This window comes from Thalassospira sp. SM2505 (genome assembly GCF_054901115.1).
In genome coordinates this window covers 718,938-745,683 of the sequence record NZ_CM142731.1, presented here as the reverse complement: position 1 = coordinate 745,683, position 26,746 = coordinate 718,938, and the positions used below count along the sequence as shown (strand labels likewise).

The window sequence follows — 26,746 nt, the reverse complement described above, 5'->3', positions numbered from 1 at the left end:
CATGACATCCTGCGCGATAATGTTGTTTGTCTATTGCTCTGACACGTCCTTGTCGGAAACGGCGGCCAGCCATTTGCGCAAAAGCCCGTCAAGCTGGGTCATTTCATCGGAACTCAGACCTTCAAGCAAGCGGTGCTGATTGGCAACGTGGTCAGTGACCGCAGCATCAATCAGCTCAAACCCCAGTGGTGTGAGGGCAACAACAAAACCGCGGCCATCTTCCGGGTTGCGCTGACGCGTGATCAGACCAGCCTCTTCCAGCTTATCGAGCCGATTGGTCATGGTGCCCGATGTCACCATCGTCCATTCGATCAGTTGCGACGGGCTTAGCGCATAGGGCGGACCGGACCGGCGAAGGGTCGCGAGCACATCAAAGCTTGCGCCATTGAGGTCATGTTGCCTGAACACACGATCAAGCTCCATCATCAGGATATTGCGCAACCGCCCCAGACGACCAATGACCCCCATCTGGGTGACGTCAAGGTCCGGGCGTTCGCGGCGCCATTGCGCAAGAATACGGTCAATTTTGTCGGTGCTGCTTTCCATGGCTCGAGGATATGCCGAAAATTTATCTTGACGTCAAGATTTCTGAATATATCTTGACGTCAAGATAAATGGAGATACCCCATGAACAGAACAACTGATTTATTGCTTACGGCGATTGCCCCGGTGATCTGGGGCAGCAGCTATATCGTCGCGACGGAAATGCTGCCGCATGGCTATCCGTTGACCGTTTCGCTTTTGCGCGCCTTGCCTGCCGGATTGATCCTGTTGCTGGTGGTGCGCCAGCTTCCCGGTGCGGGATGGCGGGGTCGGGTTTTCATCCTTGGCGCCCTGAACTTTGCGGTTTTCTGGGCCATGCTGTTTGTTGCGGCCTATCGCCTGCCGGGCGGGGTTGCGGCAACCCTTGGTGCCATCCAGCCACTGCTTGTGCTGTTTCTTGCACGTTATGCGCTGGGCAACACCATCACGATGCTGGGCATTCTTGCCGCGGTTTCGGGCCTGATCGGGGTTGCGATGCTGGTCCTTGGCCCATCGGCAAGCCTTGATCCGATTGGCATTATAGCAGCCCTTCTGGGTGCGCTTTCGATGGCGGCAGGCACAGTCCTGACCCGGAAATGGCAGCCGCCGGTTTCACCCCTGACCTTTACGGCATGGCAATTGACTGCGGGCGGTATCCTTTTGATCCCGGTTGTCCTGATTGTCGAGCCGGGCTTCCCGATGCCAACAGTCACCAATATTGCCGGTCTGGTATGGCTGGGACTGATCGGGGCGGCACTGACCTATTTCCTGTGGTTTCGGGGCATTGCCCGGCTTGGTCCGACCACGGTGACAAGCTTTGGCTTCCTGAGTCCGACCAGTGCGGTTCTTCTGGGCTGGATCATTCTGGGCGAACAGTTATCGCCGCTTCAGATTGCCGGTGTTGTTGTTGTCCTGATCAGTATCTGGCTTGGACAGCGTGCGGCACGACCCAAAACGGATAGCGTCCCGAATACCCGCCCCCTTGCTGCCACCCCCAAATCATAACGCACCACCAAAACACCATTCAGAAAAGGAACGCCCCATGACCAACACCGCCCCACATAATCGTAAAATCGTTGTTTTTGGCGCCACCGGCGATGTCGGCCGCGAAGTCGTGACCGAAGCCCTTTTGCGCGGATATCAGGTCACGGCCATTGCGCGTGATGCCGCAAAACTCTCGGCCCTGCCCGAAACGGTTATCCGTCAAAGCATCGATATCCTTGCCGATCCCCAACAGGTAGCAAAGGTATTGGCCGAACATGATGTTGCGATCAGTTCACTGCGCCCCGCCCCTGGTCAGGAAAAGCTGTTGCCAGAAATGACCAAGGTGCTGCTGGATGCTGCACGTCAAAGCCGGAAGCCGATCTTTGTGACCGGCGGGGCGGCAACCCTGAAACTTGCCGATGGCAGCGGCCATACGGTTCTGACCGCACCGAACTTCCTGCCCGACAGCGTCCGTCCGATTGCCGAGGCCTGCGAACAGGTTGATGCCCTGTTTGATCAGTATGACGATGTGCAATGGACCTGCCTGCGCCCACCCGCCATGCTGATTCCCGGCGAGAAAACCCGTCATTATGTGCGCGGCACCGACACGCTGGTTACCGATCATGATGGCGTTGCGCGGATTTCCTATGCCGATTTTGGTGTGGCGATGGTCGATCTGGTCGATACCAATGACAGCCCGCAACAACGCCTGACAGTTGGCTACCAGAATAAGGCAAAAGCCGCCTGATCAACTTGGCGTGGTCCTTATATAAACATCAATGCAAAACGGGCGGTCCGATGGAACTGCCCGTTTTCAATTCCGGTCAGCCGGAATTCGACGCTGCCTTGATGCGGGCAAAGACTTCATCAAGGGCGGCATGAATCGCAGATGTCCCGTTTTCGCGTACGAAGGCCCTGGCGACCTGTTCGTTCAGACCGCCCGGTGTGGAATGACCATCGACCAGTTGGGCAAAGCTTTGATCCGGTGATCTGGTGGTATTTTCAGCAAGACCGGCAAACAATGCGGCCAGATAACGTCTGGCATCGGCATCATCCGATCCCTGCCCAACCATCCAGTCGGCCGCACTTTCCAGCAGCGTGAAATAGGTCGCCATCAGCGCACTTCCGGCCGCATAGCCGTCAAAGGCATCGATGGTTTTGGCGGCAACCGCCCCGCCAAGCTTTTCAAACAGCTCGATGACGTCGGGTGATCCCGGATAGACCGCCGTCACACAGGCATGATGTTCGACCGACGGCAGGGGAATCGCGCGATCAATTTGCGCATCGGCGCCAAGCCAGATTTTAAGATCATCAATCGGAATGGTAGCGATCAGACTGACGAGCTTTTTGTCATCTGGCACATGCAGCTTTTCAAGCACATCGCGCGCAATTTGTGGCAGGACGGCAAGGAAGATCAGATCAGACTGATCAATGATCGCCTGATTGTCTTCAAGTACACGGACGATATCAAAGTCGTCGGCAAGCTTGCGCGAGACGGCAGCGCTTCGGTGCGAGACGATGACTTCCGTCACCGGATAGTCCGAGGACAGCAATCCGCGGATCAAGGCATCACTGATGGCACCGGTGCCGATAAATCCGAGCTTCATCTCAAATCCCCCTTTTGAAAATCCACGTCAAAGTCACCTATGGCAAAGTCGTCGATCAGCTCAGGGGTTCGGGGCCGCGCACCTGTTCCGTCATAGGCGGCAATCACCCGGAATTCAGGCCCGTCCGAGGTCGAATGGCTTTCATAAAGGCAGAACCGGTCGATGGTGAAAACCCGCGAACTCAGATCAACGTGATCGGCAACCGCCTGTTCGATGGTGGCGCGCGCCGCATCGCGGTTTCGGCCCAGCGTGATATGCGGGGTGAATTTGCGAGCATCGAGTTCCGGACAATCATCAAGGGCCAGAAGGGCATTTTCAACCCGATGGGCCAGACGGCGCATCACTGGCTGATCTTTCACACCCGCCCAGAAGATGCGGATTTTGCGGCTTGAGGCAAAGACATTGAGCCCGTCGACCTGAAGATCAAACGGTTCAAAGGCCACATCGGAAAGGGCCTGATCAATCTCGGCGGCCAGACCGGGATCCACATTGCCGATGAATTTAAGGGTGATATGCATGTTTTCCGGGGTCTGGGCATCCAGCCCCTTGATCCCGCGCGCAAGCGGATAAAGCTCGGCTGCGATATCGCCGGGAATTTCCACGCCGACAAACAAACGCATGATGGGGTATCCAATTCTATTCTGGTGGCACGGCGAGAACGGAAACCGATGCTAGCCGGTGGAACGGCCGGGCAGCGGAAGAATATCATCCTCGCCATCGATCTGCGGGAAATTGCCCGACGCCCAGTCGGCCTTGGCCTTTTCGATCCGTTCCCTGGTGCTGGCAACAAAGTTCCACCACAGGAAGCGATGCCCAAGCGGCAATCCGCCCAGCAACATCACCCGACAATCATTTTGGGCAACGATATCAGGGATTTCTTCGGGGGCGATATAGACAAAGCTTTCGGGACCATAGGTCTCGCCATCAATGGCGAGACTGCCCGAAACAACATAGACCGCCCCTTCCTGATTTTCGCCGGGAAGCAGCAATTGCGCGCCTTCGTCCATGTGAACATCAAGATAGTAAAGCTTGGATTTAACCGGAACCGGGGCCGTTTTGCCAAATGCCTCACCGGCGATCAGGCGCATGTGAAGGCCAGCATCCTCAATGATCGGAAGGTCCTTTTTCGCGACATGATAAAAGGCCGGATCAGATTCTTCATCCTCCTCGGGCACGGCGACCCAAAGCTGCAATCCGTCAAGTTCATGGACGGAATTGCGGACGGCTGGCGTTTCGCGTTCGGAATGGGTGATGCCATTGCCGGCATTCATCCAGTTGAGGTCACCCGGGGTGATTTCAAGATTGCTGCCCAGACTATCGCGATGAAGGACCGCTCCCTTGAACAGATAGGTCACGGTTGCAAGACAGATATGGGGATGCGGGGGAACGTCGATGCCCTGACCGGGCTGAAATTCGGCCGGGCCCATATGATCGAAAAACACAAACGGGCCAACTGACCTTACATCCCGATGAGGCAGAACGCGGCGCACGGAAAACGCACCAAGATCGGCTTCCTTGCCAGTGATAAGCTTAACCATGCGCCGCCTCCTTATATATGGATTGGAAACAGCCCGAAACGGGCTGCCCCGATTAGTGTTCTGTTCGGATCGTGCCGATCACGGGCACGGATAGGGCCATTTCTGATGGATGGCTTCGATCTCGCTCAAAACATCGTCCGAAAGCGTAATCTTGGCCGACCCGATATTGGTCTTGAGCTGTTCCATGCTGGTCGCGCCAATGATGTTCGAGGTCAGGAACGGACGCGAATTGACATAGGCCAGCGCCATCTGCGACGGATCAAGACCGTTATCCTTGGCAAGTTTCACATAGGCCTCGGTCGATTTGATGCCGTTTTCGGTCTGATAGCGACCGAAATATTGCGGCCAAAGCGCAACGCGTGATCCTTCGGGGCGGGCACCGCCCAGATATTTGCCCGAAAGCGCCCCACCACCCAGCGGTGAATAGGCCAGAAGACCGGCATCTTCGCGGATTGAACATTCGGCCATGCCGACTTCGTACTGACGGGTCAGAAGGCTATAGGGGTTCTGAACCGAAACCACGCGCGGCCAGCCATTTTTCTCGGCCAGCTCAAGGAACTTCATCAGGCCCCACGGGTTTTCGTTCGAAAGCCCGATATGACGCACCTTGCCCGCCTTGACCAGCCCGTCGAGGGCTTCGAGGGTTTCCTCGATCGGGGTGAATTCCTCATCGGCGTCATGGACATAGCCAAGCTTGCCAAAGAAGTTGGAATTACGATCCGGCCAATGGAGCTGATAAAGATCGACATAATCGGTTTTCAGGCGCGACAGCGACCCGTCAATCGCCTCATTGATCTGTGCACGGGTCAGACGCGGCCCGTTTCGGACATAGGAAAAACGATCCGCCGGACCAACGATCTTGGTGGCAATCACCAGATCATCCCGACGCCCGCGTTTTTCAAGCCAGTTGCCAATGATGGTCTCAGTACGGGTAAAGGTCTCTTCCATTGCCGGAACCGGATACATTTCGGCGGTATCAATGAAATTGACTTCGTTTGACGTGGCGTAATCAAGCTGTTCGAAGGCTTCGTCCTGCGTATTCTGCTGGCCCCAGGTCATCGTACCCAGGCAAATAACACTGACATCAATGTCAGTACGTCCCAATCGACGGAATTCCATAGATCAATCCCCTTTTGCATCCCGACGCCAAACGGCTGCACATCTTGTGTCTGACGGGATGCGACTTTTCACAATGGTATGAATATATCCCGTCAAAGACGCGATGAAACCGCCTGACGCAAAAAATCTTGATTGCGTATGGATTTAACGCGCAGTTTACAAGGATGTGAGGCCAACACGCGCCTAGACAAACAGGGTCAGAACCCCGGTATAGCCATAAAAGCGGTCATTGCAGATTTCGCCATTGCCATAAAATCCGGTCAATGGCAGGTCACCCAGCTCATCGCGGATGATCATCATCTCGCGGCTTTCGGTGCCAAACAGGTGCGGCCCACGGGCGACACAGCTGCAATAAAGGGCACCGCGCGGTTTGCCCGGCAGGCGCTTTTGCAGTTCCGAAAGCATCCGTCGCAGATCCTGTTCGGCCGCCGCCCCGTCGCGACGGACAAAGCGGATGGCGTCACCTGCCTGCACATCGCCACTGATCGCGATCATATTGTTATGGGGATCAATCCCCATCAGATTGCGGACGACAAAATCACCGGTATCGGACCCCGGCACCATCAGGGCTGCGTGATAGCGCCCCGAGACAATAGAATGTTCGCTGCCATCGGCATCAAGTTCTTCTTTAAGCACATCAAGGGCGGGACGATCATCAAGCGTGGCAACAATCCCTTCGCGTCCCTCGGTGACGCGATGCACCGGGCCAACCGGGGTGCAGGCCTGACTGATGCCGACCTGAACTGCGGTTTTGCCATCAAACAGAACACCTGAAAGGCCGCCATCAACAACCCGGCCTGCAATCTGTGGCGCGCCACGTTCACCCGACGCAATCCCGCCGACCAGATAGGTCGAGCCCATCCTTGCCAGTTCCGAGAGTGTGGCAAGGCTTGCAGGCGCAGACGGATCTCCATGCACCAGACCAAAGATCGGCTGCAGGCGATCAATCGCCCTTTGCAATTCCGGTGCATCCAGGTCGCTATCCGTTTTAAGCGGCTCAAAAATATGAAACTCGTCATTGGCAAAGGGCGCAATCATCACCGATGCAGCCGGAACCCCGAAATAGGCCCGCCCCGATCCACACACTCCGACACCGGCGGTACCGACCCAGTGTTCAATAGAAAGCCGCGACCGAAGAAAGGTCAGGATACTGCCGATATCGTCGGAGAGGGCTTCGGAGACATACAAAAAAGCCAGGGCCTGAGACGGCAATGGCTCTTTTTCCAAGAGTTCGGCCAGCTCGGAGGCGACAGAGGCCCAGTTTTCCCCGCTGGCATGTGCAGCCCGAAATTCCGCCGTCATGCATTCTCCCGCTTTTGACTGATCAGATGATCCGGGTCTTGCGCCCGCTTTCTCCGGTTACGGCATATGCCGTGTGATATGGCTTTTCTATATCTAAGCATTGGCCCAACTCTTCGACAAGGGCCATGCTTGGAGAAGACCCGAACCATCGGCATCAATGATCAGGAAATGTGTTTGCGCAGCAAGTCCATAGCCGCATTAAGCTGTGTCATCCGCTGATGGGAACCATAATTACTGTCGGGATGGTGGATGGCGGCAAGAACACGGTATTTGGCCCGAACGGCGCGCATATCAGGCCGGGCATTTGGTGCAAACCCCATGACATGCAGCGCTTCGTTAAAGGTCGTCACCCCGCGATCAAGCGGATCAAAGGCAAGGTTATCGACGATCTGACGCAGTCGTTCGAGTTCCTCGCGCGATTGCAAAAGTTCGACGGGGGGTTCTGCCTGACGTTTCTTAAGGGCGCGCGCTTCTTCAAGGGCCGCGCGTTCCGCAGCCAGAACATCGGATTTCTCGACGCGCATATTCACATCACCCGCATCGAAATCAATGGCCATTTTCAAAGCCTTGCGCACGGTGACCACGGCAAATCCCGGTGGCAGGCGCAATTGCAGACGCGGCTTGCGACGCCAAGGGCGGCCTTCGGCCGGGCCGGATTTCAGGACAATGGTTTCGCGGTCGCCCTTTGGCGGGTCGCCCGGATCTTCGTAATCATCAATCGCCTTTTGCGGCACGATCAGCATGACCGAACGGGCCAGATCGGCGGCATTGACCCCGCGGCGCTCGGCCAGTTGCAAGACAGCATCACGAAAAATCGACGAACAGGGGATGGTGTAGGATTGTTTGACGCCAGATGATGCGGTCACGCCGGATGCCTCTGATAAATTATTGATTTAATTCAATAAAGCGTAGGTCCTTTGCAGGATACCCGCCCGGTTTTTCATCGTTTTGTCCATGAAAAACATCCTGTATCGCAAAGTGTATCTGTCGATTCTAGTCGCTGCAACTGCATTTGCAGTCAAATTCGAATCGCTTCCGATTCATCCACAGGAGAAATTACGACTCGAAACAGAGCCCCGGAGTCGGAAAAAATGATTCAAGTCCCTGATATTGCGCCATTCTCACCAAATCACCAGAGAATCCAACGACCGACTCGGCAAAAACTTATTCAACAAACTTATCCACAGGAGATGGTGCATAACAGGTCACAGCATTTGGTTAAATTGTTGAATCAAATGGGTAATTCATATGAATCACCGGTTTGGCATGCCACCCGGAATGGAACCTTCTGGTTCCGGTCATCCGAAATCCGGAACCCGAAAATACAATGCCCGATCAGAAAACAACATACGCAGTTATGCGACGACCAATTCGAAACATAACCGAAAGTAAATGGTATGTTAATTTTACAGCAATCGGGGTGTTTTTGGCCGTAAAACGGCCTGTTCGGCGGATTTTTCAGCGAATCAGCATCCCGGAAAATTCTCCGTAACCAATTGTTATTATTTATATTTATGGTCATAGACCTACAATTTACCACGCACCTCCTATCAGCCCGCATATTCATTTCGGGTTGTTGATGGTTTTTGCCTACATATGCAGTTTTTAACCACCCCGCACGGCCAAAATTGCGTGTGACGAAGGTGAGTGCGCACATAAAATCCGGCGCAAAGCCGCACAAACCCTTGGAATATCGCAAATCCCGATCACGGCTGGTTTGAAGACCTTGGAACGATTCGAATTTCAGAGCATGGAATAAACGTTAAACAGACGACTGCCGCACAAGACGGAAACCCGGCCTTTGCAAATCGGCACACAAGTCAATCAGGCCATATTCATTGGCAGCAGACATGAAAAAGCCCCGTCACATCAAGGGTGACAGGGCGTTCCGGGTATCTGGGTTCCTTAGGATGCACCATCAAGCAGATTGATAATGTCTGGCAGGATACGTTCGACAATCACGCCCACCCCATCGGCATTGGGATGCATCCCGTCATCCTGATTAAGTGCAGGGTCGGCTGCTACGCCATCAAGGAAAAATGGATATAAATCAATATCATATTGCCCGGCAAGATCCGGATAGATGCTATTGAACTCATCACCATAGGCCGTCCCCATATTGGGTGGCGCCATCATGCCCGCCAGCAGGATATCAATATCTTGGGCGCGCAGCTTTTCGATAATACGGGCCAGATTATCACGCGTTTGGGATGGCTCCACGCCGCGCAAGGCATCATTGGCGCCAAGTTCAAGCAGCACCGCATCGGGCTTATCGACCAGCGCCCAGTCAAGGCGGGCCAACCCCGCCGCCGAGGTATCACCGGAAACCGAACTGTTGATCACCCGGACATCCTGCCCGGTATCCTTCAAGGCATCCTTCAGGGCTGCTTCAAGTCTGGGTGCAAAGCCCTCTTCATGGGAAAGCCCATAACCCGCCATCAGGCTATCCCCAAATAAAACAATGGTTTGCGGCGGATTGTCCGCAGCAGATACAGATGAGGATGCAGCAAAGGTGGCAGCAGAAACAAGGAAGGCCGCCATCAGAGCGGCGCTTAAGCGACGTGCGACGGCCTTGATCGCAGTGAACTCGATTACAGTGTGATCTTGCCCGAAAGCCAAATTCATAACAAATCTCACCCCATATGCTGTCATCATAGCGGCACCTTGCCGCAACGGTTACCAACCGGTTACCCTGTGACAGCGCATTCAGATCATTAGAAATCTGAACCAGAAACGTCCTGATCCGTAAGCTTATGTAACCTGCTTTGATGATCTTGCAACGGACAAGCCCGATAGGACCCGAAATGACTGTGACCGAAACCACCGCGATCCCGGAACAAAATGATGTTTCTTCGGGCAGCAACCCTCAACAGACAATTGATGTGCGTAACCTGAAGCTTCGGCTGCAGGGGCCCGCAGGGATTGTCGAGATTCTGAAGGGCGTTGACCTGTCGCTGAATGCCGGAGAACGTGTCAGTCTGGTCGGCCCATCCGGATCGGGCAAGACATCGCTTTTGATGGTTATTGCGGGATTGGAACAAGCGCAGGAAGGTGTGGTCAATGTGTGCGGCAACGATTTACGCGCGCTTGATGAAGACGGGCTTGCCCTTTATCGCCGCCACCATGTCGGCATCGTGTTTCAGGACTTCCACCTGATCCCGACAATGAGCGCACTTGAAAACGTTGCACTTCCGATGGAATTCGCCGGACGCAAGGATGCCTTTGAAAAGGCCCGTGCCGAGCTTGAACTCGTCGGGCTTGGTCATCGCACCGATCATTATCCCGGCCAATTGTCGGGCGGCGAGCAACAGCGTGTTGCCCTTGCCCGTGCCCTTGCCACCGATCCGGAACTTTTGCTGGCCGATGAACCGACCGGCAACCTTGATGGTGCGACCGGTGAAACGATTATCGAATTGCTGTTTGATCTGACCAAACGCCGCGGATCGACATTGCTTTTAATCACCCATGATCCGAGCCTTGCCGAGCGCTGCGACCGGACGGTGATGCTGCGTGATGGCGAAATCGTTTCGCAACTGGAATCGCGGGCATGAGCAACAATCAGTCTTTATCTCCAAGCGATGACCGCCTTTGGTCGATTGCCTGGCGGGTTTGTCGTCGGGAATTGCGGGGAGGTCTTTCGGGCTTTCGCATTTTCCTTGCCTGTCTGGCACTGGGTGTCGGGGCGATTGCGGCGGTTGGAAACGTTTCGGAATCCGTTCTTTCGGCGCTGGAGCGCGACGGACGCAAGCTTTTGGGCGGCGATGTTGAACTGCGCCTGACCCATATGGAAGCAACAGGCGAACAGCTTGACTGGCTTCGGGAAAATAGCGAACGCATTGGTGAACTTGCCACCATGCGCACCACGGCCTATGGCCCAGATCAGCGTCGACTGGTTGAGCTCAAGGCCGTTGATAATGCCTACCCGCTGTTTGGCGAGATGGAACTTGCTGACGGGATTGCCTTTAAAGGTGTCCTCGACAAACAGGACGGACTTTGGGGTGCCGTGACCGAGGCAGGTTTGCTTGAACGGCTGAAAATCCAGATCGGCGACACCGTCAAGCTTGGCGATATCGATGTGCAGATCCGTGGCGTCATTGCCAAGGAACCTGACAAGGCCGTCGGATTTTTCAATTTCGGCCCGCGTCTGATGGTGTCTAAAGCTGCCCTGATGGAGACCGGCCTTGTCCAGCCAGGAAGCCTGATCCGCTATTATTACGCTTTGGATTTGAACGATAATGACACGCCAACCGCCTTTCGCGAACGGATTGAAGACCGCTTTGAAGATGCGGGATGGCGTATCCGTGATACTGCCAATGCCAATCCGGGATTGCGTCGTTTCATTGAACGTCTGACCCTGTTTCTGACGCTGGTGGGCCTGTCGGCCCTTCTGGTCGGCGGCATTGGTGTCGCCAATGCGGTGCGCAGCCATATCGAAAGCAAAACATCCGTGATCGCCACCCTGAAATCAATCGGGGCGTCGCACGGACTGGTGTTGCGGATCTACTTCCTGCAAATCCTTGTTCTGGCCCTGATCGGGATCGGCATCGGGCTTTTGATCGGGGCAATCACCCCGGCAATTGTCGCCCCGCTTCTGGCCGGGCGCCTGCCGATTGACGTGACCCTTGGCCCGGCTTTGCCGTCGCTGATCATCGCAACCAGCTTTGGCGTACTGACCACCTTGGTCTTTGCCCTACCATCGCTGTTGCGCGCCCGCGAAATCCCGGCGGCCCGACTGTTCCGCGCCAGTGCCGGACTGTTTAACGGAAGCCCGGTGCGCAAACGTGACCTGCCCTATATCGGCATACCACTGGTGCTGTTGCTTGTCCTGACGGTGCTTACCGCGACAGACAAGGTGATTGCCCTTGGCTTTATTGCCGGGTCAGCTGCCGCCGTGGTGATTTTCACCTATGCCGGGCGCAGCATTGTATCTCTTTCGAAACGGTTTATTGCCGGGCGGGATGCATTTTCGCGGCTGGCACTCGCCAACCTGCATCGGCCCGGGGCCAGCACGGTTCCGGTTGCCCTTTCACTTGGACTGGGTTTGACCTTGCTGGTGACCATTTCCGGGATCGAAGGCAACCTTGATAACGAGATCAATGAGAACCTGCCTGAATCTGCGCCGGCCTTTTTTTTCCTTGATATCCGGCCCGACCAGATTGATCAGTTCCGCTCCGAGCTGCTCGAGCAAAAAAATGTTTCGGATATCGAACAAACGCCGATGCTGCGCGGACGTGTTACCGCGATTGACGGGGTGGATGCCAATGATGTCGGACCGGGCGATGATCGCTGGTTCCTGCGCGGGGACCGTGGCCTGACCTTTGCCGCGACCCCGCCCCCCGAAACCAAGCTGGTACGTGGGGAATGGTGGCCGTCTGATTATGATGATGCCAGCAAGCCGCTGGTGTCGATCAGTGCCGATATTGGCAATGCATTTGCCCTTGAGCCCGGTGATACCATCACGGTCAATATTCTGGGCCGCGACATCACCGCCGAAATCGCCAATTGGCGCGAGGTTGAATGGCAAAGCCTGCGCATGAATTTTGCGATGGTGTTTTCACCGGGCCTGATCGACAAGGCACCCTATAGCCTGATTGCGACTGCTCATATGCCGCGCGAAATGGAAGAACCGGTTGATCGCCTGATCGGGCTGGACTTCCCGAATGTGTCGGCCATCCGCGTGCGTGAGGCGCTTGAAGCCGCCAACGCCATTCTGGCCGGGATCGGAACCGCGCTTAATGCAACGAGCATGATTGCAATTGTCGCCGGTGTGCTGGTGCTGGCAGGAGCCGTTGCCGCCGGGCGTCGCAAACGCATCTATGATGCTGTGGTGCTTAAGACCCTTGGCGCAACCCGGGCCAACATTCTTTATGCCTATGCGCTGGAATACGGGATTTTGGGCCTTGCGACCGGGGTAATTGCCGCCCTTGTCGGATCGGTTGCGGCATGGTCGGTACTGGTTCTGGTGATGGGGGCCAACTGGGTTCTGTTGCCAATGACCATCCTTGGCCCAATCGGCATCGGTTTGTTTGCCACCCTTGCGGCTGGCTTTGTGGGCACCTGGCAGGCCCTGCGCGTTCCGGCAGCCCCGCTTTTGCGTAACGAATAATCCGGACAGATCCGCACACATACGAAAACAGGGCCGATCTGATGTGATCGGCCCTGTTTTCATTTTAAAATCATTTTGATACCAAACCAAAATCCGGCTCAGTCCTGCATCATGCCAGATCGCGCAACGCGCGCCGGACGACCTTGCCGGTTGTTGTCATTGGCAATTGATCAAGGAAGGCAATCTCGCGCGGATATTCATGGGCCGCCAGACGGGTTTTGACGAAATCCTTGATGTCGCTTTCAAGCTCGGCCGTCTGGGCATAGCCATCGGCAAGCACCACAAAGGCCTTTACGATCTGGCCGCGCTGGTCATCAGGCTTGCCAATCACACCTGCCATACGGATTGCAGGGTGGGCGATCAGACAGTCTTCGATCTCGCCCGGTCCGATACGATAGCCCGCCGAGCTGATGACATCGTCATCGCGCCCGACAAAGCGAATATAGCCATCGGCATCGACACAGCCCATGTCACCTGTCAGAAGCCATTCACCGACAAATTTGTCGCGGGTAGCTTCGGGATTGCGCCAATATTCAAGAAACATCACCGGATCAGGCGCGCGCACCGCAATGCGACCCATTTCACCGGGTGCCAGAACATTTCCACCCAGATCAATCACTGCCACATTGTGGCCTGGCACCGGACGCCCCATGACACCGGGTTTGGGCGCCATGATCGACTGACAGGAACTGACGACCATATTGCATTCGGTCTGACCATAGAATTCATTGATCGTGACATCGAAAACCCGACGCCCCCAATCAAGAAGCTCAGAACCCAATGTTTCACCACCGCTTGCAATAGAGCGAAGATTACAATTGAATTTTTGCGCCAATTCGTCACCCGCGGCCCGCATCATCTTTAATGCGGTCGGCGGCAGGAAGGTATTGCGCACGCCGTATTGCGCAATCAGCTCAAAGGCAGCCTCGGGCGTGAACTTTTCAAACCGGTGGGCAACCACCGGAACGCCGTGATGCCAGGCTGGCAGCAACACATCAAGCAACCCGCCAATCCATGCCCAGTCGGCGGGCGTCCACATCACATCGCCGTCCTGAGGAAAGAAATCGTGCGACATTTCAACACCGGGCAGATGCCCCAGCAATACACGGTGGGCGTGAAGTGCACCTTTGGGCTGACCGGTAGTGCCCGATGTATAGATAATCAGGGCCGGTTCATCAGCACGGGTTTTGACAACATCGAACGCGTCACTGGCCTCTGCCGAAAGTGCCTTGAAGTCAAAGCAGCCATCAGGCGCACCATCAATGACATAGACATATTCAAGTGCGGGCAGCAGATCGCGGATTTCAGCGATCTTTGCAGCCCCTTCCTTGTCCGTCACAAGAGCCTTGGCCGCACAGTTGCCCAGACGATATTCCAGCGCATCCACCCCGAACAGGGTAAAGAGCGGCACGGCAATCCCGCCCATTTTATAGGTTGCAATATGGGCAATCGCCGTTTCGGGACTTTGTGGCAACAGGATGCCCACCCGGTCCCCGCGTCGTATGCCATGACGACGCATGACATTGGCAAAGCGATTTGAAAGACGTTTGAACTGGGCGAAGGTGTAATCGCGACGCGATCCATCGCGCCTGCGGTGCATCAATGCCAGGCGATCCGGGTCATCAGCCCATTTATCGCAAACATCGACGCCAATATTAAAGTGAGACGGCACATCCCAGACAAAATCCGAGCATACCGTCGCGTAGTCATTACGACTGGCCAGCATGTTTCCTCCCTGAATTTACCGCTGTTCTTTGTTTTTGGCTGCGGCAAATGTTGGGCAACATGATAGTGCTTTTTCCATCCAGATTGCACCGATTTTGTTTGCATCTGGCGATCTGGTCAGGATGGCGGATCCAGAAGGAAGGTAAAGTTCGACACCTGTCCGCTATCGGTCCGCGCACGGGTGTGACAGCCCAGACAAGTGGCATCCGCCTGATCCTGCATAAAGCTTTCAAGCGTACTGTTGGTCAGATAGCGCGGCACTTCGCCAACCCCGAATGTTGCTCCGCCCGGATTACCGATCCATTGCGTGCCCAGCAGCATGTAATTTTGCCAGACCGTGCCTTCGAGTTTACGTTGCCAGATAAAATTGGCCTCGGCCGTTCCTGAAAACAGTCGCCAGCACCGTACAATGTCGGGGCCTTTTACCGGTTCCCCGGATGCCATGCGCGCAAAGGGTTGCTGATCAGCCCATTTCACATTTCCGCGGGTCGGCTGATTGGCAGCCATGCCTTTTTGCGTCTGGTGACCGTAAAACGCGTAGGCCTGATCTTCTTCCTGGATATCCGGGGGAAGGCACCCGTCCGCAAAGGGATTATCGGTAATAATACTGTTGGGGCGACGGGCATTTGCCGCCAAGGGCACATTATTGACATGCTCGAAACTCGACCAGATCCAGCGGTCACCATTGCCACTGGCCACGCGCTGTACCAGATGCAACCCGACAAGCGCGACCGTCACATCCAGACAGTGGGGTTTCCCGTCAAGCGTCTGATCCATCCCCAATGAAATGCGGGCCGGACGGGTGTAATAACCCTGCCCGGACGGAGATACAGCATTTGCCCCGTCAGGCAGCACCCGCCAGGCAAATTTCAGCAGCTGTGCGCCCATATCGCCCGGTGCGGACGGGGGAATGACGCTATCCTTGGCATCTGCGGGCTGGCCGACTTTTGCCGGTTCGACCCGCGCAAGGGTTGTTGATGCAGGGTCAAACAGCTTGCCTTTGGGAAATTCGATAGCATTGCCCGACTTGGCAAAGGCGGCACGACCAGTTTTCTGATCAAGGTCATTGTCCTGGATATAACGGGCAGCAACCGGATTTATGCGGGTTTCAAACAGCACGAAATTTCCAGCCTGATCGACCAATGCATCACCGGTTGTTTGCAGATAGCTTGCCAGCAACAGGGTTCCTTCGGGCAGATCATCTGCACAAGTCGGGTTCGGATAGGGAACCTCGGAAAACAGGTCGCGCCTTGTGGGGAAGCTTTCCCACAAGGCGGGCTGATCGGGCTTATCAAGCGGCGTCATCAGCGCGGTAAAGCCCTGCCATGAAAACCGGTCAAACGGTCGCTGGGCGTGATAAGCCAGAAAACGATAGACGAAGCTTGCATCAAATTCCGGGACATCGACCGGGGCAACATCGCAAGGCGCGTCAATGGTACCGCTGGCACAAAATTCCGCACCGTCGTAGTTTTCAGCAAAAACAGGGATATCGCCGCGCGCAGAACTTGCGGTGAATTTGGAATTCTGGGCCTGGGCAGGCAACAATATCGCTGTCTGGCCAAATGCCAGCCCCAGCAACAATGATATGTATTTTACCGCCTTGGTGGTCTTTGACATGCCAGATCGGACCTTTTCCATGTCGGGGGTGCATATCAATGTCCCCATTGCCGGACCATCATAGACCCGTTTGCCTGCCTTGTCCTGATTATGGATTTTCACGATCTTGTCAAATGCAGGGTGAACAAGATCACATGTGGATAGCTGTGACGATTGCACTTTCCGCCAAACCGTTGCTTTTCACGGAAATCCTGCCATATTTTGACCATCGCAGAACTGTAGAAATGATTCTGCCCACAATTGGATCAAAGAGGGATTTCAATGGCTTTTGAAACGCGTCAACGCGGCTATGACGTCTCGGTTGGCCGGTCGGCGGCCGAGATCGATGAAGGTCTCCGCGCCTATATGCTGCGTGTCTATAACTACATGGCATCCGCACTTGCCTTGACCGGTATCGTGGCAATGGCTGTGTCGACCAGCCCGGCCCTGATGCAGGCAATTTTCGGCACCGGACTTATGTGGATTGTCATGCTGGCCCCGATCGGGCTGGTGTTCTTCCTGAGCGCACGTATTCATAAAATGAGCTTCGGCGCAGCACAGGCGACTTTCTGGGTCTATGCCGGACTGATGGGCTTGTCCCTTGCTTCGATCTTCCTGGTCTATACCGGTGAGTCGATTGCTCGTACCTTCTTCATCACCGCAGGTACCTTCGGTGCGATGAGCCTTTATGGCTACACCACCAAGAAAGACCTGTCGGGCTGGGGTAGCTTCCTGTTCATGGGCCTGATCGGCATTATCATTGCCAGCGTGGTCAATATCTTCCTTGGCAGCAGCATGTTGCAGTTCGTCATTTCGGCTGCTGGTGTTCTGATCTTCACCGGTCTGACCGCCTATGACACCCAGCGCATCAAGGAAGCGTATCACGAGCATGATGACGCAACCACAGCAGGCAAAAAAGCTCTGTTCGGTGCCCTGCAGCTCTATCTCGACTTCGTGAACCTGTTCATTATGCTTCTGCACTTCTTCGGTAATCGCGAATAGAAGTGCCACGGCATTCGCAGTCAAAACCCCCGCAGACAGCAGCTGCGGGGGTTTCTTTTTGTCTGATCCGAGCTGACCATGACGGGGCGCATCGCAATATGATCAGGAAGCGATTTCCTTTTCCGGTCCCTCGCCGCCGGTCGCATCCATGATCGCCTTGCGATGACCAAGCTGGGAAATGATGTTTTCGGTACGGGTAAAGCCACCCGATGCCGCCCGTGCAGCGCCCTTGGCCCCGGCATCCATGAATGCCTCATAGGATTGCGAGAAGCCCATTCTTGCGCTTGAAAGCATCTGGACGTCCTTATGCACGGTTCCGTTGGTCAGATAGACCGTCGACAGTGCAAACATCGTCCGTCCCCAGATATAGGGATTGTCACGTCGCGCACAGATCTTAAGGGCCGCCTGGAATACCGGCACGACCTGGGTATCGGGGATGGTGACATCATTAATGATGGCGGCCGATACAATGGCCTCGGCCAGACCATAGGCCGTAATTGCATAAAGTGGCGCGTGGGCCCGGTTATTAACCATGGTCAGCGCCCGGCGATATTGCGCTGCCCCGCTTTCAATCATTTTGGCGTCTTCGCTATCCTTGCCGCTTGCTACCATGGCCTCGGCAAGTTTGCAGATCGCAAGCGCCCGGTCGACCGGAGACCCCAAAGACAGTTCAAAGCGCCGTTCAAGCATCTTCCAGATACCGATCGCAAGGGCGGGCGAGCGGGCCTTGAGATTGGCAATCAGCGACCAGTTCACCAATCCGGCATACATCGCCAGAAGGGCTGTGGATTTTGCATCGACTCTGGCAAAGTCACTGATCTGGGCAACAAGATCCTCGGTGCGCAATTCCCTGACAACTGCCTCTCCCTTTTGTTGCGGAAGCGCCTCGCCCAAAAGTCCCGAGGAACTCCGTGCCTTGGCCTGTGGCACATCACCTGGACTGTCACCGGCATCGCTCAAAATCTTGCGGATGTGGGGTTCAAGCACGCGAAGCGCGCTGGCGCAGTAACTTCGATCCCCGGTTTCCGTCAGAACAAAAGCCCCGAAGGCATAAGCTGTTGCGACACCTTGCCCCCCGGCTTCGAAATATTCGCCACGATTGATGCGTTCCTGAAAATCTTCGAGGTAGCTGGTCAGGCGCGCAATCTGCAACAGACGCTGTTCCCCTCCCCGCGATTTAAAAAGCAGTTGTGCGGCAAGAAGGATGCGAAGCGCATCACTAACATCACGATGATCAACCTGCCGGAAACTGTGGGTCAGTGGCAGCATCAGATCATAAAGCGATGATGTCAGCGCATCACTGACCAGATGCAGGTCAAAACCGCCAAACGCGTTTTGCTGCCCCCAGAAAATGGCGTCGGCATCAACCCTGCGCCCCATATTCAGGACATTGAGCTGGGCTTCGCGCATGGCCTGGAAACCGTCAACGGTATCCGGATTGGGGGAGAAGAACTGATCAAGCATGACCGAATTGCTTTCAGGCACATCGACCAGACTGCGCGCAACCATTTCGGCAAAAGGATCAGAGGGCTGAAAACCCCCTTCGGTACTGGCGTCCGGGCGGCCAAATCGGGCAATCGCATACAGACATAAAGGCTCGGCACCCGGCGCGTTTTCATACGCAGAATCGGTGACGTCCCCTGAAGTTTCATTACCGGTGATCAGCGACTTGATCACCAGGCCAACCATTGACCAGAAACCAGCCATTATTGCCCTTTTTCGCACCGCATAAAGTTGATCGACAACTTTAATAGATACCTGAGTTTCTTAATTGACCATTGTCATCGCTGTGACGCGAATGGTCAATGCCGCAGCCTGGTTTTTCGGACATACCCAAGTATAGATTTGGCGATTTTCAAGGGATAACCCCTTACGTCATCAAGTCAGATTTTCTAGTTCCAGGGACGATTTTTACGACGTGTCGTGCGCGATGACCGGACAGAGGTGCCCGCCGGTCCCCATGGCCCCTTCTTGGGGCCGGGTTGCGCTACCGGTGCCTGCTGACGCGGGCTCGCGCCATTGACCATGGCCTGCAACCGGGCGATGCGATTGGCCATATTGGGATGGGTCGAAAACAGATTGTCCACGCCCTTACCCGACAGCGGGTTGGCAATATACATATGTGCGGTCGCCGGGTTGCGTTCAGCCTGCATGTTCGGAATGGTGTGCACGCCTTTATCGAGCTTGGCAAGCGCACTTGCCAGCCACAAAGGATGACCGCAAATCTCGGCTCCGATACGGTCGGCGTCATATTCGCGGGTCCGCGAGATTGCCATCTGCACGATCATCGCCCCCATCGGGGCCAGAATGGCAATCAGGATCATGCCGATCCCGCCCAGCGGATTGTTATTTTCACTGCGGTTGCCACCAAACATGCCCGCAAACATTGCGAAATTGGCAAGGGCCGAAATGGCACCGGCGATGGTGGCCGTGATGGTCATGGTCAGGGTGTCACGATTTTTGACATGGGCGAGTTCATGAGCCATCACACCGGCGATTTCATTACGATCAAGATGCTGTAACAAACCGGTCGTGGCCGCCACCGCCGCATTTTCCGGATTGCGACCGGTTGCAAAGGCATTGGGCTGGGGATTTTCAATCACATAGACCTTGGGCATCGGCAGTCCGGCATTGCGCGCCAGATCACGCACCATGGAAACAAGTTCGGGCGCGGATTGATCATCGACCTGACGGGCATTGCGCATCCGAAGCAACATGGCATCGGAATTCCAATAGGCGAACACATTCATCGCACCGGCAAACAAAAGTGCAATGATCATGCCCTGTTGCCCGCCGATCATCATGCCAACAGCACCAAACAGCGCGGTCAAACCCGCCAGCAACAAACCTGTACGCACATAGTTCATGGTCGAGCACCCTTTTTGGCAAACCTTTCGAACGACAGATAAGGCAAAGTTTGGCAATGGCAAGCACCCGGCAAACTTGTTCTGTTTGTTTGCCGTCGCATCGAAAACTTATTCGTTAGTGTGGGAAGATTATTCCCGCCAACCCTTTGAACAAGCAAAATGATTATGGCGTTTTCACCTGCGTGACCAACATCACAGAACGAATACCGCAGATATTCAGGGAGTCCCCTGATTACACCCATAAGTGGTCTTTTTATTGCATACGCAATTTAAGATCTCATTGCAGGAGGTGTCTTATGGTCGAGTTTCAAGGAAAGATGTCCATCGTTGGCGCACGGTTTCTGACCATGCCCAGACCGATTGATCCACAAACCGGTGAGTACAGTACCAAATTCTCGCTTGAGGAATGGAAAGCTCTTCAAACCAAACATCAGGAAGACTTTGAAACCTATCAGTCCAAAGCTGAAAGCCAACTGAATACCTGGCTGGACGATAACGGCGACGCAAAGGTCACACGCGCCTATTATCTTGATGATCAGCTGGTCGCTGTATTTGGCGAAGATAACATCAATGTCTCGAATGGCATGAATTACGCCTTGGAATACGGATACGCGCAGAGCGACGGCGAAAATCTTGGATATTCCGGGGACCAGTTAGCCAGATATGCCGAAAATCGCGTCGAATTTGCGATGCGTCGTGAATATGGCGAGAGACTGACCGTCAAGGAAGGCCCGGCAGGAACGCTTGGCACACTGGCCGATTATCGCGAAGACCTGTTTGGCGGGGACCGCTGGCCATCAGCGGAAAATATGCCACCACCGCGTGAAATTGACTGGGATGCTCCATCACCGGCACAGGCCGGTACATGGCAGGGCCCCCTGACCCTGATTGATACCCAGGCATTTCTCGACATGCGTACGATGCGGATTGAAGCCTAGCAGGAAAGTAAAACAGCCGGACCGGCGGGGTCGGGGGAAAAAGACGGTCCGGCTGTTTCTGCAACGATGTCGTTTACTCCGCAGGCTGGTGTGCGTCAGCCTCATTGAGTGAACGAACTTCGTTGCGCCGGCCAATCATGCGTACAAGGACATAAAAGACCGGGGTCAGGATCAGGCCAAATATCGTCACGCCCAGCATGCCCGAGAACACGGCAATACCGATGGCGTGGCGCATCTCGGCACCGGCACCACTGGACAGAACCAGCGGCACGACACCCATGATGAAGGCCAGAGAAGTCATAAGGATCGGGCGCAGGCGCAGACGGCTGGCCTCGATTGCGGCCTGAACGGTGCCACGTCCCTGATGTTCCAGTTCGCGGGCGAACTCGACAATCAGGATGGCGTTCTTGGATGCCAGTCCGGCAAGCACAAACAGGCTGATCTGGGTGAAGATGTTATTGTCCCCACCAAACAGATAGACACCAAAAACAGCCGACAGGATGCTCATCGGAACGATCAGGATCACCGCAAGCGGCATGGTCAGGCTTTCGTACTGGGCAGCCAGAACCAGGAACACCAGAAGGATACAGATCGGGAAGATGAAGATCGCTGTATTGCCCGCCAGAATCTGCTGATAGGTCAGTTCTGTCCATTCATAGGACATGCCCGGCGGCAATGTTTCATCAAGGATCTTGGTGATTGCTGCCTGTGCCTCGCCACTCGAATAACCCGGGGCGGCGTTACCATTCAGATCAGCCGAACGAAACGCGTTATAGCGCATCGCTGTATCCGGCCCGAACGTTTCCGAAACGGAAAGAACTGATCCAAGCGGCACCATATCCCCATCCGCGTTGCGCGTTTGCAGACGCAGGATGTCCTCGGGGCTTGACCGATAGGGTTTGTCAGCCTGTGCGATGACCTGATAGGTCCGCCCGAACGCGTTGAAGTCATTGACATACATCGAGCCCAGATAGACCTGCATGGTCCGGAAGATTTCATCGACCGGCACACCAAGCTGCTGGACCTTGGTGCGGTCAAGGGTCGCCTGAAGCTGGGGAACATTGATGTTGTAGCTTGAAAACACACCGGTCAGTTCCGGTGCTGCCCATGCCTTGGCAAGGACCTGTTTCATGGCATCATCAAGGGCGCGATAGCCCTGATCGGAACGATCCTGCACCTGAAGCTTGAAGCCACCCACGGTTCCAAGACCCTGAACCGGCGGGGCCGGGAAGATGGCGACAAAGGCCTCGTCAATCGCCGCGAATTTCTGTTGCAGCTTGCCCGCGATGGCAAGCCCGGACAGATCATCGCTTTTCCGTTCGTCAAAATCGGTCAGCGTGACAAACACGATGCCCGCACTGGAACTGTTGACGAACCCGTTGATCGAAAGCCCCGGGAAGGCCACGGCACTTTCGACACCGGGTTCCTTAAGCGCGATATCAGACATCTCGCGAATGACATCTTCGGTCCGGTCCAGCGTCGAACCCTGCGGAAGCTGGGCGAAACTGACCAGATATTGCTTGTCCTGAAGGGGGACAAAGCCTGTTGGCAGGATCTGGAACCCCTGATAGGTCAGGGCCAGCAGGCCGACATAAAGCGCCATCATGATGGTCTTCATGCCCAGCAGGCGTTTGACACCACCAGCATACATTTCGGTACTGCGGTTAAAGAAACGGTTGAACCCACGGAAAAACCAGCCAAAGACAAAGTCCATACCGCGCGTCAGCCAGTCTTTGGGCGCGTCATGACTGCGCAGAAGTACTGCCGACAAAGCCGGGCTGAGTGTGAGCGAGTTGATGGTTGAAATGATGGTGGCAATGGCAATGGTCAGGGCAAATTGCTGATAGAACTGGCCGGTCAGGCCGGAAATAAAGGCAATCGGCACAAACACACCGGTAATCACCAACGACGTCGCAATGATCGGTCCGGTAACTTCGCGCATGGCCGCAACCGTCGCATCGCGTGGAGACAGACCACGTTCGATGTTACGTTCAACGTTCTCGACCACCACAATCGCATCATCGACCACGATCCCGATGGCCAGAATCAGACCAAACAGCGACAGCACATTGATCGAGAAGCCCATCAACAGCATCAGGGCAAAGGTCCCGATGATTGAAACTGGCACAGCAAGTAACGGGATGATCGATGCACGCCATGTTTGCAGGAAGATCGTCACCACGATCACCACAAGCGCAATGGCTTCAAGCAGGGTCTTGATAACCGATTTGATCGAACCACGCACAAACACGGTCGGGTCATAGACAATCGAGTAATCCAGATCGTCAGGGAAGTTTTGCTTAAGCTCTTCCATGGTTGCGCGCACATTGCTTGAAATATCAAGCGCGTTTGAGCCAGGCGATGCAAAGATCGGAATGGCCACCGCAGGCTTGTTATCGAGCAGGGAGCGCAGCGCATATTGCTGGGCTTCCATTTCGACACGGGCCACATCGCCAAGACGCGTGATGGTGCCATCATTTTCACGCTTGATGATGATATTTTCGAATTCCTCGGGGGATTCCAGACGGCCGCTGATATTGATCGGCAACTGGAACTGCACACCACTGTCATAGGGCGCACCACCAATAATCCCGGCAGCGACCTGAACGTTCTGGCTCTGGATTGCAGAAACAACCTCACCAGCAGTCAGGTTGCGTTCGGCCACCTTGTCAGGGTTGAGCCAGACACGCATGGCGTAATCACCCGACCCGAACAGGCCGACCTGCCCGACACCACTGATACGTGCCAGACGGTCACGCACATTAAGCGTCGCATAGTTGCGCAAATACAGCATGTCATAGCGTTCATTGGGTGAACGCAAATGCACGACCATGGTCAGATCCGGCGACCGTTTGGACACCGTCACACCAAGCTGGCGCACGATATCGGGCAAACGCGGTTCGGCCTGCGACACACGGTTCTGGACTTTTTGCTGGGCCAGATCGGGATCGGTTCCGATTTCAAATGTCACGGTCAGCGACAGATTGCCATCGGTTGTGGCCAGCGAGTTGACATAAAGCATCCCCTCGACCCCGTTGATTTGCTCTTCAAGCGGGGATGCAACGGTTTCAGCAATCTCGGCGGGGTTTGCGCCGGGAAACTTCGCTTCGACCACGATCGACGGCGGCACGACTTCGGGATATTCCGAAATCGGCAAACGCCACATGGCAATCAGACCGCCCAGCAATATCAGCACGGAAAGAACGCCGGCGAAGATCGGACGGTCGACAAAAAATCTTGATAGGTTCTGCATGAAAGTCAGCCTTGCTTAAAGCGCCAGCACACATCCGTCAGGATGCAGCGGCCTGCAGAATTTCGGGAACGACCGGCACGCCTGGACGGACCTTCATGATGCCATTGACAATCACAAGGTCGCCTTCGTTCAGACCCGATGTCACAATGCGCATGCCATTGATTTCAGAGCCCAGAGTAACCTGACGATAGGCAACCGTATTGTCGGGTTCGACGACATAGACGAACTTGCGGTCCTGATCGGTGCTGATGGCTTCGGGCGAAATCATGATGACATCCTGTTTGGCAAGGGTACCGACCTCAAGGGCGGCAAAGGTGCCTGGCAAAAGATCGCCATCAAGGTTGTCAAACAGGGCACGGGTCCGGATCGTGCCGGTGCGCGGATCGATGCGGTTGTCAAAGCTGTGAACAAATCCCGACACCTGACGCCCGTTGGACAGGGTCATGTTGACCGGGATGCTGTGGGCGGCTTCAGCGATTTTGCCGCCATCACCGATGCTGTCAAAGAAGGTCTGCTCATCAAGGTCAAAATCGGCATAGATTTTACCGGTTGAAACAATCGTGGTCAGGACCGGGGCATTCGGCCCGGCATTGACCTGATTGCCAATGGTCAGTTCGACCCGGCTGACCCGGCCGCTGATCGGGGCTTTGACATAGGCGTGATCAAGTTCGATCTCGGCCAGTTCAAGATTGGCCTTGGCACGCGTTACCTGACTTTGTGCGACGCGATGGGTGTTGAGGCGTTCGTCATAGACGCGCTTGGACACTGTGCCATTGGCAACGAGCTTTTCTGCACGCGCCTTTTCCTTGGCAGCCAGCGACAGGTTCTGTTCGGCAGCGGCTAGTTCGGCACGCGCCTCGTTGACGGTTGCCTGATAACTGCGCGGATCAATCACCGCCAGAATATCGTCCTTTTGAACCAGCTGTCCGTCTTCAAAGAGGATTTCGACAATCGCACCACTGACCTGCGGGCGCAGCTGGACTTCCTCGACCGCGCTCAGGCGGCCGGAAAAGTTATTCCAAAGCCGCACAGAGCTGCTTTTGACGTGAGAAACAGTAACCGGGGTTGCCATCGGGGCAGACTGAACCGCCACTTCATCGGCAAAGGAGCCCGAGACATGCAAGCCATATCCACCGGCGGCAGCGACCAGCGCCAATGCGGCAACTGGCAGCAGAATTCTGCGTTTTGATCGAGACTGCATCTTTTCTTCTTCCAAATGGGTTGCGCCGCACACACGCGGCCCGTTTGAAGGGTAGATGCATACCGTTCGGTTTGTTCGCAAGGGGAAGAAGGCAAAAAAATGGCTATTTTTTATTTTTATACTGTTTTGTCAGGAGACATCAACTGACATAAATAACAGTTAACTATCTGAATTTACATTGCAAATTTAGAATTCGGCAGATCCCTTCACGCAGATCAGACCGAACAGTATCCAGATCATTAAATACCTTGCCATAGGTCAGCAGACCATGGACATACTGGAAAACAAGGCGGGCCAACAGGGTGACATCACCGTCTTCACCCAGCATGCCCTCACCTTTCAGCCCGCGCACCATCGAGGCTAGATATTTGACCTGTTCGCCTGCAAGTTCGCGGGAGCAATCCTGGATTTCCACATCTTCCGGACCGACCTGGCCGCCTGCGGTAAAGATCGGGCACACACAGACTTCGCTTTCGCCCGGAACGGCATGCCTTTTCTGTTTGTCGCAGACCAGCTCGATATAACGATTAAGCTGTTCAATCGGGGGAACTTCGGGGGAAAAGACAGCGCGAAGCTCGTCTTTGCCTTTTTCCCAATGATGGCGTGCGGCGGTCGCAAACAGCGCGGCCTTGCTGTCAAAGTGATGATAAAACGCGCCTTTTGTCACCCCGGCATGCTTGCAGACATCGCTGACACCGATGTCGTGATAACTGCGCGTTGACAGCAATTCGATGGCTGTCTCAAGCAGCTTGATCCGGGTTTCCGCGGCGTTCCTCATGGCTTTTACCTGTATATTGATTATGCGTCACATATACGTACCGGTTGGTATTTTTCAAGGAATCCCGTCCGGAACATTGCAAGATCATCATATTATCATAGCAGGAGGATGACAGGAATGTTCGTAAATTCAAATATTTAAGTGGATATATGAGCCAGACACATAGCAGCCATCGCTGGCGGTATTTTATTATGCTCCCTGTCTCAAT

21 protein-coding genes are annotated in these 26,746 nt (G+C 55.0%); 6 read left to right on the top strand and 15 right to left on the bottom strand.

Annotated features, from left to right (window positions below):
* Nucleotides 1-30 precede the first annotated feature (30 nt).
* Nucleotides 31-546, bottom strand: coding sequence for a MarR family winged helix-turn-helix transcriptional regulator (locus ACTU44_RS03385; RefSeq protein WP_462096673.1), 516 nt, complete (start codon nucleotides 544-546; stop codon nucleotides 31-33).
* Nucleotides 547-627: 81 nt separating this feature from the next.
* On the opposite strand from ACTU44_RS03385, the gene ACTU44_RS03380 reads away from it, so the two are divergent.
* Both ACTU44_RS03380 and ACTU44_RS03375 read left to right on the top strand, forming a co-directional pair.
* Nucleotides 628-1,527, top strand: coding sequence for an EamA family transporter (locus ACTU44_RS03380; RefSeq protein WP_462096672.1), 900 nt, complete (start codon nucleotides 628-630; stop codon nucleotides 1,525-1,527).
* A 37-nt stretch (nucleotides 1,528-1,564) separates the two neighbouring features.
* Nucleotides 1,565-2,254, top strand: coding sequence for an NAD(P)-dependent oxidoreductase (locus ACTU44_RS03375; RefSeq protein WP_462096671.1), 690 nt, complete (start codon nucleotides 1,565-1,567; stop codon nucleotides 2,252-2,254).
* A gap of 76 nt (nucleotides 2,255-2,330) precedes the next feature.
* On the opposite strand, the gene ACTU44_RS03370 is transcribed toward ACTU44_RS03375, so the two are convergent.
* The 7 genes from ACTU44_RS03370 to ACTU44_RS03340 form a co-directional block, all read right to left on the bottom strand.
* Complete coding sequence (locus ACTU44_RS03370; RefSeq protein WP_462096670.1) at nucleotides 2,331-3,113, bottom strand: pyrroline-5-carboxylate reductase; 783 nt, start codon at nucleotides 3,111-3,113, stop codon at nucleotides 2,331-2,333.
* Entirely contained in the window at nucleotides 3,110-3,733 is a 624-nt protein-coding gene (gene thpR, locus ACTU44_RS03365; protein WP_462096669.1) for an RNA 2',3'-cyclic phosphodiesterase, read from the bottom strand. The genes ACTU44_RS03370 and thpR overlap by 4 nt, the downstream gene beginning before the upstream one ends.
* 51 nt (nucleotides 3,734-3,784) lie before the next feature.
* Nucleotides 3,785-4,651 (bottom strand): pirin family protein, encoded by an 867-nt coding sequence (locus tag ACTU44_RS03360; RefSeq protein ID WP_462096668.1) that lies wholly within the window; start codon nucleotides 4,649-4,651, stop codon nucleotides 3,785-3,787.
* Between the two features lie 78 nt (nucleotides 4,652-4,729).
* Nucleotides 4,730-5,770: an NADP(H)-dependent aldo-keto reductase gene (locus ACTU44_RS03355; protein ID WP_462096667.1), complete on the bottom strand. Its 1,041-nt coding sequence runs from the start codon at nucleotides 5,768-5,770 to the stop codon at nucleotides 4,730-4,732.
* A gap of 183 nt (nucleotides 5,771-5,953) precedes the next feature.
* On the bottom strand, nucleotides 5,954-7,072 hold the full coding sequence (locus tag ACTU44_RS03350) for an FIST signal transduction protein (RefSeq protein WP_462096666.1): 1,119 nt from the start codon (nucleotides 7,070-7,072) through the stop codon (nucleotides 5,954-5,956).
* Nucleotides 7,073-7,233: 161 nt separating this feature from the next.
* Nucleotides 7,234-7,938: a J domain-containing protein gene (locus ACTU44_RS03345; RefSeq protein ID WP_114096603.1), complete on the bottom strand. Its 705-nt coding sequence runs from the start codon at nucleotides 7,936-7,938 to the stop codon at nucleotides 7,234-7,236.
* A 1,039-nt stretch (nucleotides 7,939-8,977) separates the two neighbouring features.
* Entirely contained in the window at nucleotides 8,978-9,697 is a 720-nt protein-coding gene (locus tag ACTU44_RS03340) for an arylesterase (RefSeq protein ID WP_462096665.1), read from the bottom strand.
* A 179-nt stretch (nucleotides 9,698-9,876) separates the two neighbouring features.
* Between ACTU44_RS03340 and ACTU44_RS03335 the strand changes: the two genes are divergently transcribed.
* Both ACTU44_RS03335 and ACTU44_RS03330 read left to right on the top strand, forming a co-directional pair.
* Complete coding sequence (locus ACTU44_RS03335) at nucleotides 9,877-10,623, top strand: ABC transporter ATP-binding protein (protein WP_114096601.1); 747 nt, start codon at nucleotides 9,877-9,879, stop codon at nucleotides 10,621-10,623.
* On the top strand, nucleotides 10,620-13,178 hold the full coding sequence (locus tag ACTU44_RS03330) for an ABC transporter permease (protein WP_462096664.1): 2,559 nt from the start codon (nucleotides 10,620-10,622) through the stop codon (nucleotides 13,176-13,178). The genes ACTU44_RS03335 and ACTU44_RS03330 overlap by 4 nt, the downstream gene beginning before the upstream one ends.
* A 109-nt stretch (nucleotides 13,179-13,287) precedes the next feature.
* Here ACTU44_RS03330 and ACTU44_RS03325 read toward each other — a convergent pair whose 3' ends face one another.
* Together ACTU44_RS03325 and ACTU44_RS03320 are read right to left on the bottom strand one after the other, a co-directional pair.
* Nucleotides 13,288-14,904 carry an acyl-CoA synthetase gene (locus ACTU44_RS03325; RefSeq protein ID WP_462096663.1) on the bottom strand — a complete coding sequence of 539 codons (1,617 nt, stop codon included), beginning with the start codon at nucleotides 14,902-14,904 and terminating at the stop codon, nucleotides 13,288-13,290.
* A gap of 116 nt (nucleotides 14,905-15,020) precedes the next feature.
* Nucleotides 15,021-16,622, bottom strand: coding sequence for a hypothetical protein (locus ACTU44_RS03320; protein WP_462096662.1), 1,602 nt, complete (start codon nucleotides 16,620-16,622; stop codon nucleotides 15,021-15,023).
* Between the two features lie 159 nt (nucleotides 16,623-16,781).
* On the opposite strand from ACTU44_RS03320, the gene ACTU44_RS03315 reads away from it, so the two are divergent.
* Nucleotides 16,782-17,501 (top strand): Bax inhibitor-1/YccA family protein, encoded by a 720-nt coding sequence (locus tag ACTU44_RS03315; protein ID WP_114096598.1) that lies wholly within the window; start codon nucleotides 16,782-16,784, stop codon nucleotides 17,499-17,501.
* A gap of 102 nt (nucleotides 17,502-17,603) precedes the next feature.
* Here the strand turns inward: ACTU44_RS03315 and ACTU44_RS03310 are convergent, their stop codons facing one another.
* The gene (locus ACTU44_RS03310; protein ID WP_336079944.1) at nucleotides 17,604-19,208 is read right to left on the bottom strand and encodes a hypothetical protein; all 1,605 of its coding nucleotides are present in this window, start codon (nucleotides 19,206-19,208) and stop codon (nucleotides 17,604-17,606) included.
* Between the two features lie 185 nt (nucleotides 19,209-19,393).
* A complete protein-coding gene (gene htpX / locus ACTU44_RS03305; protein ID WP_462096661.1) occupies nucleotides 19,394-20,368 on the bottom strand; it encodes a zinc metalloprotease HtpX in 975 nt (324 codons plus the stop codon).
* Between the two features lie 296 nt (nucleotides 20,369-20,664).
* Here htpX and ACTU44_RS03300 point away from each other — a divergent pair, with 296 nt between their 5' ends.
* Nucleotides 20,665-21,306 (top strand): hypothetical protein, encoded by a 642-nt coding sequence (locus tag ACTU44_RS03300; RefSeq protein ID WP_462096660.1) that lies wholly within the window; start codon nucleotides 20,665-20,667, stop codon nucleotides 21,304-21,306.
* Between the two features lie 73 nt (nucleotides 21,307-21,379).
* Here the strand turns inward: ACTU44_RS03300 and ACTU44_RS03295 are convergent, their stop codons facing one another.
* The 3 genes from ACTU44_RS03295 to ACTU44_RS03285 all read right to left on the bottom strand — a co-directional run bounded on the left by ACTU44_RS03295 (nucleotide 21,380) and on the right by ACTU44_RS03285 (nucleotide 26,538).
* Complete coding sequence (locus tag ACTU44_RS03295) at nucleotides 21,380-24,559, bottom strand: efflux RND transporter permease subunit (RefSeq protein WP_114096594.1); 3,180 nt, start codon at nucleotides 24,557-24,559, stop codon at nucleotides 21,380-21,382.
* Nucleotides 24,560-24,596: 37 nt separating this feature from the next.
* Nucleotides 24,597-25,760: an efflux RND transporter periplasmic adaptor subunit gene (locus ACTU44_RS03290; RefSeq protein WP_462096659.1), complete on the bottom strand. Its 1,164-nt coding sequence runs from the start codon at nucleotides 25,758-25,760 to the stop codon at nucleotides 24,597-24,599.
* 163 nt (nucleotides 25,761-25,923) lie between these two features.
* A complete protein-coding gene (locus ACTU44_RS03285) occupies nucleotides 25,924-26,538 on the bottom strand; it encodes a TetR/AcrR family transcriptional regulator (protein WP_114096593.1) in 615 nt (204 codons plus the stop codon).
* Nucleotides 26,539-26,746 lie beyond the last annotated feature (208 nt).